This window comes from Moritella sp. PE36 (assembly GCF_000170855.1).
Classification (GTDB): Bacteria; Pseudomonadota; Gammaproteobacteria; order Enterobacterales; family Moritellaceae; genus Moritella.
In genome coordinates this window covers 1-16,150 of record NZ_ABCQ01000077.1, presented here as the reverse complement: position 1 = coordinate 16,150, position 16,150 = coordinate 1, and the positions used below count along the sequence as shown (strand labels likewise).

At 38.8% G+C, this 16,150-nt stretch carries 10 protein-coding genes; 7 read left to right on the top strand and 3 right to left on the bottom strand.

The annotated features are described in order from the left end of the window. The first annotated feature begins 225 nt into the window (after positions 1-225). Together PE36_RS22190 and PE36_RS22185 are read left to right on the top strand one after the other, a co-directional pair. On the top strand, positions 226-6,102 hold the full coding sequence (locus PE36_RS22190; protein WP_006034358.1) for a beta-ketoacyl synthase N-terminal-like domain-containing protein: 5,877 nt from the start codon (positions 226-228) through the stop codon (positions 6,100-6,102). A gap of 173 nt (positions 6,103-6,275) precedes the next feature. Then, positions 6,276-7,892, top strand: coding sequence for a PfaD family polyunsaturated fatty acid/polyketide biosynthesis protein (locus PE36_RS22185; protein WP_006034357.1), 1,617 nt, complete (start codon positions 6,276-6,278; stop codon positions 7,890-7,892). Between the two features lie 348 nt (positions 7,893-8,240). On the opposite strand, the gene PE36_RS24230 is transcribed toward PE36_RS22185, so the two are convergent. Further along, positions 8,241-8,444 carry a phage integrase gene (locus PE36_RS24230; protein WP_006034356.1) on the bottom strand — a complete coding sequence of 68 codons (204 nt, stop codon included), beginning with the start codon at positions 8,442-8,444 and terminating at the stop codon, positions 8,241-8,243. A 396-nt stretch (positions 8,445-8,840) separates the two neighbouring features. Here PE36_RS24230 and PE36_RS22175 point away from each other — a divergent pair, with 396 nt between their 5' ends. Then, positions 8,841-10,172: a HEPN domain-containing protein gene (locus PE36_RS22175; RefSeq protein ID WP_006034355.1), complete on the top strand. Its 1,332-nt coding sequence runs from the start codon at positions 8,841-8,843 to the stop codon at positions 10,170-10,172. A 111-nt stretch (positions 10,173-10,283) separates the two neighbouring features. Here PE36_RS22175 and PE36_RS22170 read toward each other — a convergent pair whose 3' ends face one another. Further along, positions 10,284-10,772, bottom strand: coding sequence for a hypothetical protein (locus PE36_RS22170; protein WP_006034354.1), 489 nt, complete (start codon positions 10,770-10,772; stop codon positions 10,284-10,286). 239 nt (positions 10,773-11,011) lie between these two features. Between PE36_RS22170 and PE36_RS22165 the strand changes: the two genes are divergently transcribed. Further along, positions 11,012-13,798, top strand: coding sequence for an ATP-binding protein (locus tag PE36_RS22165; protein WP_006034353.1), 2,787 nt, complete (start codon positions 11,012-11,014; stop codon positions 13,796-13,798). A 112-nt stretch (positions 13,799-13,910) separates the two neighbouring features. On the opposite strand, the gene PE36_RS22160 is transcribed toward PE36_RS22165, so the two are convergent. Then, positions 13,911-14,327 carry a helix-turn-helix transcriptional regulator gene (locus tag PE36_RS22160; protein ID WP_006034352.1) on the bottom strand — a complete coding sequence of 139 codons (417 nt, stop codon included), beginning with the start codon at positions 14,325-14,327 and terminating at the stop codon, positions 13,911-13,913. Positions 14,328-14,428: 101 nt separating this feature from the next. Here PE36_RS22160 and PE36_RS22155 point away from each other — a divergent pair, with 101 nt between their 5' ends. The 3 genes from PE36_RS22155 to PE36_RS22145 all read left to right on the top strand — a co-directional run. Then, positions 14,429-15,013: a hypothetical protein gene (locus tag PE36_RS22155; protein WP_157517834.1), complete on the top strand. Its 585-nt coding sequence runs from the start codon at positions 14,429-14,431 to the stop codon at positions 15,011-15,013. 185 nt (positions 15,014-15,198) lie between these two features. Continuing rightward, the gene (locus tag PE36_RS22150) at positions 15,199-15,603 is read left to right on the top strand and encodes a hypothetical protein (protein WP_006034350.1); all 405 of its coding nucleotides are present in this window, start codon (positions 15,199-15,201) and stop codon (positions 15,601-15,603) included. 140 nt (positions 15,604-15,743) lie between these two features. Next, on the top strand, positions 15,744-16,150 hold a 407-nt coding region (locus PE36_RS22145), incomplete at its 3' end, for a hypothetical protein (protein WP_006034349.1).

Genomic DNA, 16,150 nt, shown 5'->3' with positions numbered 1-16,150 from the left:
ATGCCAAAGGCACCAGTGACGAACTTACTTATATTCGCGCGATTGCTAAATTAGTTAGCCATGGCGTGAATTTGAATTTAGATAGTCTGTTTAACGGGTCAATCCTGGTTAAAGCAGGCAGCCTTGCGAATGCGGGCAGATAATTAAACAAGACAATTAAACAAGATAGACAGTCCAGACGGGGCGTTCTCCGTCAGTCGAAATATGGATTTAAAGAGAGTAATTATGGAAAATATTGCAGTAGTAGGTATTGCTAATTTGTTTCCGGGCTCAAAAGCTCCGGATCAATTTTGGCAGCAATTGCTTGAACAACAAGATTGCCGCAGTAAAGCGACAGCCGTTCAAATGGGCGTTGACCCTGCTAAATACACCGGTAACAAGGGCGATACAGATAAGTTTTACTGTATCCACGGTGGTTACATCAGTGATTTCAATTTTGATGCTTCTGGTTATCAACTCGATAGTAGCTATTTAACGGGATTAGACGATCTAAATCAGTGGGGGCTTTATGTTACTAAACAAGCGCTTGCAGATGCAGGTTACTGGGGTAGTGATGCGCTGGCAAATTGCGGGGTTATTTTAGGCAATCTGTCATTCCCGACCAAGTCATCGAATCAGCTGTTTATGCCGTTATATCATCAAGTTGTTGATAATGCGTTAAAGTCAGTATTACATCCAGATTTTCAATTAACGCATTACACGGCTGCTAAAAAAACACATGCCGATAATGCCTTAGTCGCGGGTTATCCAGCGTCTTTGATCGCCAAAGCTGCGGGTCTAGGTGGGTCACACTTTGCACTGGATGCGGCTTGTGCGTCATCTTGTTATAGCGTTAAATTAGCCTGTGATTATCTGCATACCGGCAAAGCTGACATGATGTTAGCCGGCGCAGTATCAGCAGCAGATCCTATGTTTGTGAATATGGGCTTCTCGATTTTCCAAGCTTATCCTGGTAATAACTTGCACGCCCCGTTTGATAAAAATTCACAAGGTTTATTTGCCGGTGAAGGCGCGGGCATGATGGTATTAAAACGCCACAGTGATGCAGTACGTGATGGTGATAATATTTACGCCATTATTAAAGGCGGCGCATTATCGAATGATGGTAAAGGTGAGTTTGTATTAAGTCCAAATACCAAGGGCCAGGTACTCGCTTATGAACGCGCTTATGCCGATGCTGGCGTGGATCCAAGTGCCGTTGATTATATCGAGTGCCACGCTACCGGTACCCCGAAAGGTGATAATGTTGAATTACGCTCGATGGAAACCTTCTTTAGTCGAGTAAACAACAAACCGCTGTTGGGCTCGGTTAAATCTAACCTTGGTCATTTGTTAACGGCAGCCGGTATGCCGGGCATGACCAAAGCCATGTTAGCGCTAGGTAAGGGCATTATTCCTGCCACGATTAATTTGAAAGAACCACTGCAGTCTAAAAATGGTTACTTTACTGGCGAGCAGATGCCGACGAGTACTGTGCCTTGGCCTAAAACGACTGGCCCACGTACAGCTGGTGTCAGTGTCTTTGGTTTTGGTGGCAGTAACGCGCATTTGGTATTACAACAACCAACGCAAGTGCTTGAAACTAACTTTAGTGCTGCTAAACCCCGTGAGCCATTGGCTATTATTGGGATGGACAGCCATTTTGGTAGTGCGAGTAACTTAGCGCAGTTCAAAACCTTATTAGATAATAACCAAAACACCTTCCGTGAGTTACCTGAGCAACGCTGGAAAGGCATGGAAAGTAACGCTAACGTTATGCAGTCGTTGCAGTTAACAAAAGCGCCTAAGGGTGGCTATGTTGAACAGCTAGATATCGATTTCTTACGTTTCAAAGTGCCGCCAAATGAAAAAGACTGCTTGATCCCACAACAATTAATGATGATGCAAGTTGCCGACAATGCGGCGAAAGATGCAGGACTCGTTGAAGGCAGTAATGTTGCCGTATTAGTTGCTATGGGCATGGAGCTGGAGTTACACCAGTATCGTGGTCGCGTTAATTTAACCACTCAGATCGAAGACAGTTTATTACAGCAAGGCATTAACTTAACGGTTGAGCAACGTGAAGAACTGACTAATATTGCCAAAGATGGTCTCGCCTCTGCCGCGCAGTTAAATCAGTACACCAGTTTCATTGGTAATATCATGGCGTCACGTATTTCGGCGTTATGGGATTTCTCTGGTCCTGCTATTACGGTGTCGGCTGAAGAAAACTCGGTTTATCGTTGTGTTGAATTAGCTGAAAACTTATTCCAAACCAGTGATGTTGACGCGGTTATTATTGCTGCGGTTGATTTGGCTGGCTCAATTGAAAACATTACCTTACGTCAACACTTTGGTTCTGTTAATGAAAACGCTTCGGTAAACAATGATTTACTCGATGAACAGCAATGGCTGGTGGGTGAGGGCGCTGCTGCGATTGTAGTGAAACCTGTATCCCAAGTTGCATCTCAACAAGTTTACGCCAGCATTGATGCGGTTAGTTTTGCATCCGGTAGTGATGCAAAAGCCATTGCGAGTGCTGCTGATAAAGCCTTAACGTTAGCAGGTATCAGTGCTGCAGATGTGGCGAGTGTAGAAGCGCACGCCAGTGGTTTTAGTGCCGAAAACAGTGCTGAGAAAGCCGCGTTTGCTCAATTATATCCAAACGTTAATATTAGCTCGGTAAAATCCAATATCGGTCATACGTTTAATGCATCTGGTATTGCTAGTATTATTAAAACTGCCTTACTGTTAGATCAACCAAGTAGTCAAGATCAACAAAAAGCGGTACAACATATTGCTATTAATGGTCTTGGTCGTGATAACAGTTGTGCACATCTTATTTTGTCGACGTCGGAACAAGTTCATCAAGCTGCGCCAGCGCCAATTGGTAAACGCCGTCCGCAACTGGTTAAAACGATCAAGCTTGGTGGTCAGTTAATTGCCGAAGCCATTGTGAATAGTGCCAGTTCATCGTTGAATGTGATTAAAGCGCAGTTTGCGGGTAAAACCTTAACGAAGGTTAACCAGCCGGTAATTATGGATAATCTGATACCACAAGGTATTCGTCCTAATCCGATTAATGAAGCTGAGATCTCAGGATCCTCAATCCTTTCCCAACATCATACAGCGCAGCCAGTAATGGCTCAGAGCGTTGTTGGAGTGACAGTGAAAAGTAAAGCTAGTAACGAAATTCATCAGCAAGCGGCAACGCATCAGGCATTCTTAGAAAGCCGCTTAGCTGCACAGAAAAACATTTCTCAACTTATTGAACTGCAATCTAAACTTTCGGCTACAACGCCAGTTCAAGGTCAGGTTGTAAATACAGTTGCACAAACGGCTTCACCATTGACAGTGGTTTCAACTGCTGTTGCCACTGTTAATGCAAAGAGGCCAGTCGTCGCTGCTAATCTGACAAGTGTAGAAGCACTGGTACAGGCTGAAGCTACACAAGCTGGTTTCCAGATCAAAGGGCCTGTTGGTTACAACTACCCACCATTGCAGTTGATTGAGCGTTATAACAAACCAGAAAATGTTATTTATGATCAAGCCGACCTGGTTGAGTTCGCTGAAGGTGATATTGGTAAAGTATTTGGTGCTGAGTACAACATCATTGATGGTTATTCACGTCGCGTACGCTTGCCAACCTCGGATTATTTGTTAGTAACACGCGTTACCGAGCTTGATGCTAAGATTAACGAATACAAAAAATCATACATGTGTACGGAATATGATATTCCGGTTGATGCACCCTTCCTTATTGATGGTCAGATCCCTTGGTCAGTCGCCGTGGAATCAGGTCAGTGTGATTTGATGCTGATCTCTTATATCGGTATCGATTTCCAAGCTAAAGGTGAGCGTGTATACCGTTTACTTGATTGTGAACTTACTTTCCTTGAAGAGATGGCTTTCGGCGGTGAAACACTGCGTTATGAGATCCATATTGATTCTTATGCACGTAATGGTGAGCAGCTATTATTCTTCTTCCACTATGATTGTTATGTGGGTGATAAGAAAGTACTTATCATGCGTAATGGTTGTGCTGGTTTCTTTACTGATGAAGAACTTTCTGACGGTAAAGGTGTGATCCATAACGACAAAGATAAAGCTGAATTTGCTGATGCCGTTAAATCATCATTTACCCCACTATTGCAGCATAACCGCGGTCAATACGATCATAGCGACATGATGAAACTGGTTAACGGTGACGTGGCGGGTTGTTTCGGTCCACAATATGATCTTGGTGGCCGTAATCCGTCGTTGAAATTCTCATCAGAAAAGTTCTTGATGATTGAGCGTATTACCAAAATAGATCCAACCGGTGGTCATTGGGGCTTAGGGCTGTTAGAAGGCCAGAAAGACTTAGATCCTGAGCATTGGTATTTCCCTTGTCACTTTAAAGGTGATCAAGTGATGGCGGGTTCTTTGATGTCAGAAGGCTGTGGCCAGATGGCAATGTTCTTTATGTTGTCATTGGGCATGCATACCAACGTTAATAATGCACGATTCCAACCTCTGCCAGGCGAATCGCAAACTGTACGTTGTCGTGGTCAGGTATTACCGCAGCGCAACACGTTGACTTATCGTATGGAAGTGACTGCGATGGGTATGGAACCGTACCCGTTCATGAAGGCGAACATTGATATCTTGCTTGATGGTAAAGTAGTGGTAGATTTCAAAAATCTTTGCGTGATGATCACTGAACAAGATGAGAACTCACCTTATCCGGTGACATTACCTGAGAATGTGGCACTTAAAGCGTTAACAGCTCCTGCTTCAGCGTCTCTTGTAACACCGGCAGCACCAGTGGCTGCAAACGTTAACGCAGCTGATTTAGACGAACGTGGTATTGAACCATTCAAATACCCTGAACGTCCTTTAATGCGCGTAGAGTCAGATTTGTCAGCACCGAAAGCTAAAGGTGTAACACCTATTCAGCATTTCGAAGCACCAGCGGTTGCAGGACACCATCGCGTGCCTAATAAAGCACCGTTCACGCCTTGGCATATGTTTGAGTTCGCAACGGGTAACATTTCGAACTGTTTTGGTCCTGATTTTGATGTCTATGAAGGTCGCATTCCACCGCGTACGCCTTGTGGTGATCTACAAGTTGTTACTCAGGTTGTGGAAGTGCAGGGCGAACGTCTTGATCTGAAAAAACCGTCAAGCTGTGTGGCTGAGTACTATGTACCGGAAGACGCTTGGTATTTCACTAAAAACAGCCATGAAAACTGGATGCCATATTCACTGATCATGGAAATTGCACTGCAACCAAATGGCTTCATTTCTGGTTACATGGGCACGACGCTTAAATACCCAGAAAAAGACCTGTTCTTCCGTAACCTTGATGGTAGCGGCACGTTACTGAAACAGATCGATTTACGCGGCAAGACGATTGTGAACAAATCGGTACTTGTAAGTACGGCTATTGCTGGTGGCGCGATTATTCAAAGTTTCACTTTTGATATGTCAGTGGATGGCGAGCTGTTTTATACTGGTAAAGCGGTATTTGGTTACTTCAGTGGCGAGTCGCTGACTAACCAACTGGGTATTGATAACGGTAAAACCACCAATGCTTGGTTTGTTGATAACAATACCCCGACAGACAATATTGATGTGTTTGATTTAACTAATCAGTCATTGGCTCTGTATAAAGCACCTGCGGATAAACCGCATTATAAATTGGCTGGCGGTCAGATGAACTTCATCGATACCGTGTCAGTGGTTGAAGGCGGTGGTAAAGCCGGTGTTGCTTATGTTTATGGTGAACGTACTATTGATGCTGATGATTGGTTCTTCCGTTATCACTTCCACCAAGATCCGGTTATGCCTGGTTCATTAGGTGTTGAAGCTATCATCGAGTTAATGCAAACTTATGCGTTGAAAAATGATTTAGGCGCACAGTTCAGTAATCCTCGTTTCATTGCACCAATGACGAAAGTTGATTGGAAATACCGTGGTCAAATTACGCCGCTGAATAAGAAAATGTCTCTGGATGTACATATTACCGAGATCATTACTGAAGCAGGCGAAATACGTATTGTCGGTGATGCTAACCTGTCTAAAGATGGTCTGCGCATTTATGAAGTGAAGAATATTGTTTTAAGTATTGTTGAAGCGTAGCAGGCATAAGTGCCGAATTGGTTAAAGACGCTTATAGATATTCTTTAATCAATACGGCCGATGTAGCACAGGCTAGGTTACTTTTAAGATACAAGATAATAAACGGAATAGTTCAGTTGTTGAGTTCAGGCGTAAAGTTAAGAACTCAGCAGCTGCAAAAATAGGAATTAAGTATGTCGAGTTTAGGTTTTAACAATAGCAACGCAATTAACTGGGCTTGGAAAGTTGATCCGGCGTCAGTACATACGCAAGATGTCGAAATTAAAGCCGCTTTAATGGATTTGTCTAAGCCACTTTACGTTGCTAATCACTCGGGTGTTATGGGCATCACTAACCATACTTCAGTATCTGGTGCTATCAGTAACAATGTTGACGTTGATGTACTGGCATTTGCACAGAAGTTAACACCAGAAGATCTGGGCGATGCTGCTTACAAAAAACAACATGGGGTTAAATATGCCTACCATGGCGGCGCAATGGCGAATGGTATTGCGTCGGTTGAACTTGTTGTCGCGTTAGGTAAAGCGGGACTGTTATGTTCTTTCGGTGCCGCAGGTTTAGTACCTGATGCAGTTGAAGATGCAATTCGTCGTATTCAAGCAGAACTGCCAAATGGCCCTTATGCGGTTAACCTGATCCACGCACCAGCGGAAGAAGCACTAGAGCGTGGCGCGGTTGAACGTTTTCTTAAACTGGGTGTTAAAACAGTAGAGGCTTCGGCTTACCTGGGTTTAACTGAGCACATTGTTTGGTATCGTGCTGCTGGTTTATCAAAAAACAGCGATGGCACTGTTAATATCGGCAACAAGGTTATTGCAAAAGTATCGCGTACTGAAGTTGGTCGTCGCTTTATGGAGCCTGCACCGCAGAAATTACTGGATAAGTTATTAGCACAAGGCAAGATCACACCAGAACAAGCGGTATTAGCATTGTTAGTGCCAATGGCTGATGATATTACTGCAGAAGCGGATTCTGGTGGTCATACTGACAATCGACCATTTTTAACGTTATTACCGACTATTATTGGCCTGCGTGATGAAGTGCAAGCTAAGTATAACTTCTCTCCTGCATTACGTGTTGGTGCTGCTGGTGGTATCGGAACACCGGAAGCGGCGCTCGCCGCATTTAACATGGGCGCAGCTTACATAGTACTGGGCTCGGTTAATCAGGCCTGTGTCGAAGCTGGTGCATCTGAATATACCCGTAAACTATTAGCTACCGTTGAAATGGCCGATGTGACTATGGCACCCGCGGCAGATATGTTTGAAATGGGCGTTAAACTACAGGTATTAAAACGTGGTTCTATGTTCGCAATGCGTGCGAAGAAACTGTATGACTTGTATATTACTTATGATTCGATTGAAGACATTCCTGCAGCAGAACGTGAGAAGATTGAAAAGCAGATCTTCCGTTCAAACCTTGACGAGATCTGGGATGGTACGATCGCGTTCTTCGCTGAGCGTGATCCAGAAATGCTAGAACGTGCGAAAAGCAGTCCTAAGCGTAAAATGGCACTGATCTTCCGTTGGTATCTTGGTCTTTCTTCACGCTGGTCAAATACCGGTGAGAAGGGACGTGAAATGGATTATCAGATCTGGGCTGGCCCAAGTCTAGGTGCATTTAACAGCTGGGTGAAAGGTTCTTACCTTGAAGATTATACTCGCCGTGGCGCTGTTGATGTTGCCTTGCATATGCTTAAAGGTGCCGCGTATTTACAACGTGTAAACCAGTTGAAATTACAAGGTGTTAGCTTAAGTACAGAATTGGCAAGCTATCGTACGAGTGATTAATGTTGATTAGTTATAATGATTAATAAAAGCGCCTGAAGGCGCGAATACTACCCCGTTATTACAGGCTTACTCCCTGTTGATGGGGTTTTTTTATGTGTAATGAATAGTAATAATGGCACTCACAAGTACTAATTAGTAATTGCTTATATGTTGGCTTTACTTAAAAATTCCATTTCAGACACACCTTATTTTAACTTCCCCATACTTTTTGCCATCTTGTCTTATTGATATTGCATGAACAATTACTGTCATATTTGGTCAGCTCGAGGGTGGCCTAAGTCTCTATCAATCATAATTAAGTGCCTACGTTCTGCTGCGCCAGTTTTTAGCTGTTGCCCATGGTAGTGATTACCAAAGGTGTATTAATTCGAGTAGGGGACGTTTATCGGCAGACTTCTCAACCCAATCTTTTTGATTTTGAGTTGATAGCAGCCAGCTCTCATATTTTTGCGCTTCACCTTTGGTCTTAAACTTCTTTCTGTAGCGCTTACCGGAACGACCCTGTGGGCGACAATCGACTTCATAGCCGTTAGTAATCTGTTTAATAGACATTGAGTTACCTCTAAGGTTACTGGTGTTTTATACAGTTTTCTGTTGAATGATAGAGGGTAAACTGGAGGTGATCAATGTTTGTTTGTCGCGAATCAACACATTTTATAAAGTGTTATTGGTATTTTGGTAAAGGCTGTCACGACTTGACAAAAAAACAGTCTGGTTATCTTGTAGCTGAAATTAATATCAATATACTCAGTCATATAGCCTTTTTTATATACTTTATAAGACTAAAAACTAATTTACAGGACTGCTCGATATTCCAGAAATAGGTAATAATTGATTTATAGTAGAATCTTATTTTTTAATTGTTCTTTGTAATGGTAATTTAATTTGGAAAATTGAGATGTCCTACTATTAAAATTATTAAAATTATAAAAAATAAAGGAAATCGTAGTGAAGTTAGAATATTTGGTTCTGGTAAAGAATGATGATTCATTCTGTAATAGTAAAAAGGCCTTTATTGATTTTTTGAAAGTCGACTCATTGATTTCAATCAATGGACAAAAATTATCGTATAAAAGATCACTGAATTCTAAAGTCTTAATCACAGTAAAGTTCAGAGTTGAGACAGGGAATATACCTTCAAATAAAGAACGATTTTTTCTTATCGCATTAGAAAACTCTAAAGATGAGTTGATTGATGAGTTTGCTGAACTAGGGAGTAAGATCAAGGAAATTTCCAAAAGAATTAATCCAGAATCTACAATAGTTAATACTTTATGGGATGATGTTGGCAGGAGTTATGCGTATCAAGCCTACCCACTAATTAATGAAGTTGAGAACTTAATGCGTAAGCTTATTAGTAAGTTTATGCTAATTAATGTTGGAATGAATTGGTCAAAAGAGTCAATCCACCCTGATCTCTTTAAAAAGATAGAGAATTATGAAGAGGAAGAGCTAAATCTTAATGATCTTTATAAGCTAGACTTCATACATTTGTCTCAAGTACTATTCCAGAAAAAACGCGACATTAGCTTAGATGAGCTTGATAGGATTCTATCTAAAACAAAGTTTTCTGCAGAAGATCAGGAAAAAATACGTAAATATATACCAGTGTCTAATTGGGAGAAATATTTTTCAGCTCTACTAGGTGAAGATGCTCAAGGTTTAGAGAAAAAATGGGAGATTCTTTATAAACTAAGAAATAAGGTTGCTCATAATAGGTTTGTTGTTAAAGAGGATTTCGGAAAAATAAAAGGGCTAACAAGCGAAATAGGAAAAATACTAGGAGTGGCAATTAACAAACTAAGTGAAATTGATCTAGATGAGCAAGATAGAGAGTCGATTATTCACTCCTACCACTCTGAGTCACCAATTGCATATGGGTATCTAGCAGAAAAAGCAGTAGCCGAATACTATGTAAGGCAGGGGTTTATAGTAGAACCTTCAACTTTGAATGAGATGAAAAACAAAGGCATTGTTGATCTTACCGTTAAAACAAAAACTGAATCGATAGCTGTTGAAGTTAAGACCATAACTGCTAAGTCAATTAGTTTCCTTAAGATTAGGATTAATAGAGCTTCTCAACGAGTGGGAAAAGCTTTGAATTACGGTGAATTTACTCATGGAGAGGTCGTAATTGTATTAAGGGATTATCAAGATGACGATATGCCAGAGAGAATGTCTAAAAGGTTAGAAATGATTAGTGATCAACTAGACCCTAGAATAAGTATTGTTATGGGGTATCTTAATGAGAGTGATGAATTTGAAGTCATTGCTCAATAGCGGCTCTAACAAGTCAAAACACTCGGACTGATAAAGTGGTCACCTAACTAGAGGTGTATAATAACACCTCTAGTTAGGTGACCAAAATATTCTAAAACTACACAATAAACTTTATTTTAAAAGATAGGATATAACCACTGCACTTTTCATCCAAACGGTAAAACTTGAGATGGTGATTATAAGTAATGCCAATATAAACCAAGTTTCTTGCCAAGTTAAAAAATTTCTTTTTTTAGGTTTATCTCGTCTAAAAGATCCTCCAATAGAATCGAGTAATTTAACCTCATCATTTCGATATCCAAACCAAGACACTATATTGGAAAAAGACATTAATAAAAAAATACCGCATATAAAGCAACATAATAGGGATGATAATTGGAGTATTGTCATTAAACTGTCTTCTGACATAAGCTCAGGTTTATTTTTATATAAAGAAATACCCGTAATAACTAAACCGAATAAAGCAACTAACAGCTTTACAATGAAAGTCATATTTGTATGTAACACTGAATCTAAGTATTTTTGTTTTTCTTGAATGAACTTAAATCTCTCTATGACAAGTTCTTTTGTTATCTGATTTTTCGTTTCATCGTTGAACATCAGTTATTATTCCCAATTCATTTTAATTATATAATTGCGTAACAATACAGTAATCAATTGATTTTGCTATGAAAATATCGCCACGGGGAAGGTGTAATACTTCATTGCACATATCTGACAACAGTGAATTTAAAACATTGAAAGTATGACTTGAAAACTTCAACTAAGGCTGTAAGTTATTGAAATTATGTGTAATTTGATATATTGTGATAAAATCTTCTTAAACTAATTGAAATTTTATGAAACTATTTCTTCCCGAAAAATTTAGAAAAAAAATAAATACTAAAACAAACTTATCTGGTGCGCTGGACACTCTTGTTGATACTTTTTCAGATTGGCTAACCAATAATAAAACTGAGTTTTTTCCAGAGTATACCGATCATGGTATTGATCATATCCAAAGTGTACTTAATACGGCTGAAGAAATTATTTCGGATGATGCTTGGGATATTTTAACGCCTGAAGATATCTATGTTTTAACCTCATCTGTGTTACTACATGATTGTGCTATGCATATTTCTAAAGAAGGGTTATGGGATTTAATAAGTAACGACTTATATAATGGCGTATTATTAGGCTTTGATCGTGAAAATGAATGGTCTTCTCGTTGGAGTGATTTTTGTAACGAAGTCGCTAGGTTCGATGAATATGATTATCACAAGTTCTTTGGAGGCTATAGAGAGGTTGTTTTACCGGAAATTGGTAGCAATTCGCTAGAAGATAATCAAAAAATATTAATAGGGGACTTTGTTCGAAGATATCACGCATGTATTGCTCAAGTTATATCAACACATGGAATACCAAGCAGTAAAGGTGCAGTTGACATATTTGATAGCAATTTTAAATACTTGAATCAATTGTCAGGGTTGATTGCTAGAAGTCATAATCATAAACTTAGAGATATTGTTGATTTATTAGGTGATGGGAGAGCGCGAAAACATAGGAATACACATCCAACCTTTCTTATGGGAGTACTTAGGGTCGCTGATTACTTACAATTGAAGTCTGACAGAACACCAAAAATATTATTCAATACAATTGCTTTCTGTAGTCCTATATCAAATAAAGAATGGAAAAAACATCTATCAATAATTTCTACACATGATTTTCATCCAGACGATGAATTATTGTTTATTGAAGCGTATCCTGAAGATGCCAAAACACTTGTAGGTATTAAGCATTTACTGACCGGTCTTCAACAAGAGTTAGATGAATATTGGGCTGTAACAGGGGAAGTGTATAGTCGTTATGCCCCGTTAGATAAACTTAAATTAACTTATAGAAGGGTTAAATCTAATATTGATAACCCTATTAAGTATGTAGAAACTAACCATAAAATGTATCACCCTGAAGTATTGTCCGTTAAAGCCGATAATCAAAAATTATTTCCTTTGCTAATTAAACCATTATATGGAGATCTACCTCAGGTAGGGGTAAGAGAACTTTTGCAAAATTCACTTGATGCTACCAATGAAAGGTATAGTCAGGAAATTGAAGGCAATGTTAATGAGCTAAATATACCGCATGAAATCACTATAAATATTGATTTTGATAAAAATATATTTGAGTTAACAGATAATGGAGTGGGGATGGATGTAGCTATAATTAAAAATTATTTTTTAAAAATAGGTTCATCATATCGTACGTCTGAACAATGGAGATCAACTTTTTCGGAGGATGGTACAACTAGGGTCCCTAGAACAGGAAAATTTGGAATCGGGATGCTCGCAGGGTTCTTAATTGGCGATGAAATAGAAATACACACCAAGTCTATGAGTGGTGATTCACGCGGAATACACTTTAGATATACGCTGGATTCGAATGAAATTGAGTTAAGGGTTGAGAAGAAAAGAGAAATCGGCACTAATATAAAGATTCATACTGATCATAAAAGATTGAAGATTATACATGACAGTCTAAATATTAACTCTTCTTATCGAGGTTCTCAGTATTACAGACATGGGTTAAGTTCTTGGTGGTACTATCTTGATAGTCCTAAGGTTAACGTCTTTGTTAAAAAAGATGAAACTTGTAAGTCTATTAAAAAAAGCTATAGCATAGAGAAAAACAAGCTATTAGCAGACTGGATTAATATCAGCGATAGCGACTTAAACAGTTTTTATTGGAGGCATTACGATAGGTCAGAACTAAATGTAAACAATATTTATTGTAATGGTATCATTTTACAGAAAATGAAGCCTCCTAAAATTGAAATTAATACTAGCTTTGGTGATATTTTATTAAATAATATTGAAATATGTATCTTCGATAATGATGGGAGGTTTCCTTTAAATTTAACAAGAGATGGTCTTGTTACTGATAACTTTTATGAAATAGAAAAGCTAACTTATTCTGTCAAAAAGACGTACATTGAACGATGTATCTCTTCAGCATCTAATCATGATTATAGTGAAAAATTCATTTCTAATTTAGTTAGTGTTGCTCTAAATTCAAAACAGAATATGTCATTTTTCCCTTTTATTTTTACAGAGGAAAAAGTGTATCCTTTTGCTGGTAAGGAGCATGGTAATGAATCAAAGTATATTTTTGTTGATTTCACTTTTCCAAGGCAAAAAAGAGGTTTTATATATAGCGTGGGATTTAATCAAATTAAAAATGATATCGCTTACTCGTGTTTTCCAAATTCAGATAAAACAGGTACCACAATAGAACGTGCCATTAATTCCTTATTATTTAACAGAGATAGCCTGTATTTTGGATACACAGATGGAGTTGATACTAATCAACTATTTTCAGCATGGATTTATATTAAAAAGAAAGATTTTAGTAAATTGGCAGACAGCACGGTTAAGTTTATCGAGTCTAATGGAATTACTGTTGAAACATTGAATGATTGGGTCGTAGTTTCTAAAAATGAAGATGCTGATAATTTACCTGAACTAGGAAACACTATTATTAATTTTGATGATACGAATATGTTCATTTTCTCTTTATATAAAGTAGTTGAAGTTAATAGTACTGAATTCTCTGAGTTGTGGGAAAGCAATTTAATTGCTACAAATTGAGGACGTTATCATAGGATGTAATTGGCTAAATATAGTTAAGAATAAAGTTTAAACTCATCGTTATCTAACATTAAGGAGGGAACAGTCTAAATTAGTCAGTTCCCTCCACAAATCACATTTTCTGCCCAGTCCAAACCACACGTCCAATCAATGCCAGCTCTTCACCATCTAACTGTGACTTTGTGATCTCCCAAGGGTCATACATCGTATTGTCTGACTTAACGCGAATAATGCCGCCTGGTAACATCTGTAGTCGCTTCACTAACAAGTTATTGTCATGACGCATGACATAAACCCCATCAGATAAATTATCCACATCACGATTAACCATGATCATAGAGCCGTTCTTTAATGTCGGCTGCATACTGTCGCCGTCTACCAACATCAAAAAAACATTATTCGGGTATACGCCGATTTCATTACGTAACCAGTGAGGTTCAAAACTGATTGTTTTCGGGCGTTCTTCAACTTCAGCTAATAAACCAACGCCTGCTGATGCAGATATTTCGTAGAAAGGGAAACTTTTCAATATTCATTTGTAATTACTAGAGAATTTGGTACTGTTTTCTAGAAGAATGTTCACTTTATACTGATTTCCGTTTAAAAAGTGCCAACCATTAAGGAATGTTTATGGCTATTGCTGATATCTTACTGAAAGCTGGTGTTTTCATCGCTGCAATGATGAATATAGCCGCTTTGCTTGTCACATATGACAAAATTAAAAACTTTAAAGGTGAAAAAGCCAAGGAGCTCCATGGCCGCTACATACAAGTAAAACAACTATCAGAAAATTTAGAAGCTAATTACTCAGAAATATTGATAATTTTAAGTGGTATTACTAGAGCTGATTTAAGTATTGACGAAATACGTTGGTTTATCACAGAACCTCGGGCTTTTTTGAAACTCGAAAAATACGGCAAAGTATCAGGTCGTTATTGCAATATTGACCTTGATAAAGGCGAGTTCGTACTGAAGGAGATAGTATCTACACGCAAAAAACGTATTGTTGAACGATCAAAAATTTTAGGTATTAGCTTTTGCTTGTTAGCTTTCATATCAGCAGTATGGCTTTTCACTGTAAAGGATGTACAAAGTATTACGACTGTTTACATTGCTTTGTCATTTTGGACTGCTTACTTCTTGGTGTTGCTTTGGGGGGCCAATCTGTTACTTACCACATTAAGTAATGCCAAAAAAATGGTTGGCACCCTTTGAAAATATAGTTAACAAGTTGCGGTACTTATACTAGGTACAGTTGTTTGTTAGCGAGAAGTTAATCTCAATCCTGGCATATTATCTGTAATGCGAACAGCATCTATTGTAGTTTAAGCTCTATGCCGTAATGCCCTCAACGGCTTAATGTAATCGCACTAAGCCACTCTGAGTAAGAGTACCCATCTATGAAGTCAATTGGAAAGTATGGTGAATACAGAGTATTAGCAAACCTCTTGGAGTTGGATATAGAGGTCTACCAAGCAATTAACATTAATCAGCCCGATTTCGATCTCACGGCTATATTAAGCGATAATAAAGTAATCAGAATTCAAGTTAAATCTACCGAACTTCACAATAAAGCGACAAACAATGCAATTTCCCGTATTGATAAAAACTATGACTTTCTTGTTGTTGTGATTTTTGAAGACCAAGGAATGACAAGGTTTTTTGTTATGTCAAAAGCGGAGGCATTACTGGCCAAAGGTACTAATAAACAGCTAGGTGTAACACAACAAAGAAAGAAAAAAAGTCAGGTTAAGAGCTGTCTTCTAGTACATGAAGATGAGTGGAGTAAAATAAAGAATGCGTAAAAAATTAATTAACCGGACGCATAATGGTTAACATCGTTTTTTAAAAATAAAAAGGCGCAAAACAACGCCAGCATACTCGCCAGTTATTTTACTGCCACTTAGCAAAACGTTAGACATCATGAAAGAGGAATATATTAGATATGGCGTTAGAAGCTTTCGTAAGTGCTAGAAGCAAAAATAATGCGGATAAGTCACTTTATCCACATAAGCACAAAGATGGTATGTACGTAGCGTCACACTCTCGCTACGAAGTGGACTATGTCAGAGTCGAAACCGTAGAACAGCTGCAAGCTTTGGTTGAAGTAGGTTATGGTGCCCGCATGTCGAATCCAAGTTTAAAAGTAGCGGCTTCATTAATCATTAGTAAAAATATCAATATAACTGATCGCCATACTCTTCTAGAAGAACTTGAAAAAACCTTTGAGGCGATTGAACTCGATATAGACTCAAGCAGTAAAAGGCGTGCTGAACAAACTCTATTGCGAGCAAACCTATTAAAAGGGCAAAGTATTGGTAAGTGCGTAATATGTGACTCAACGTTACCAGA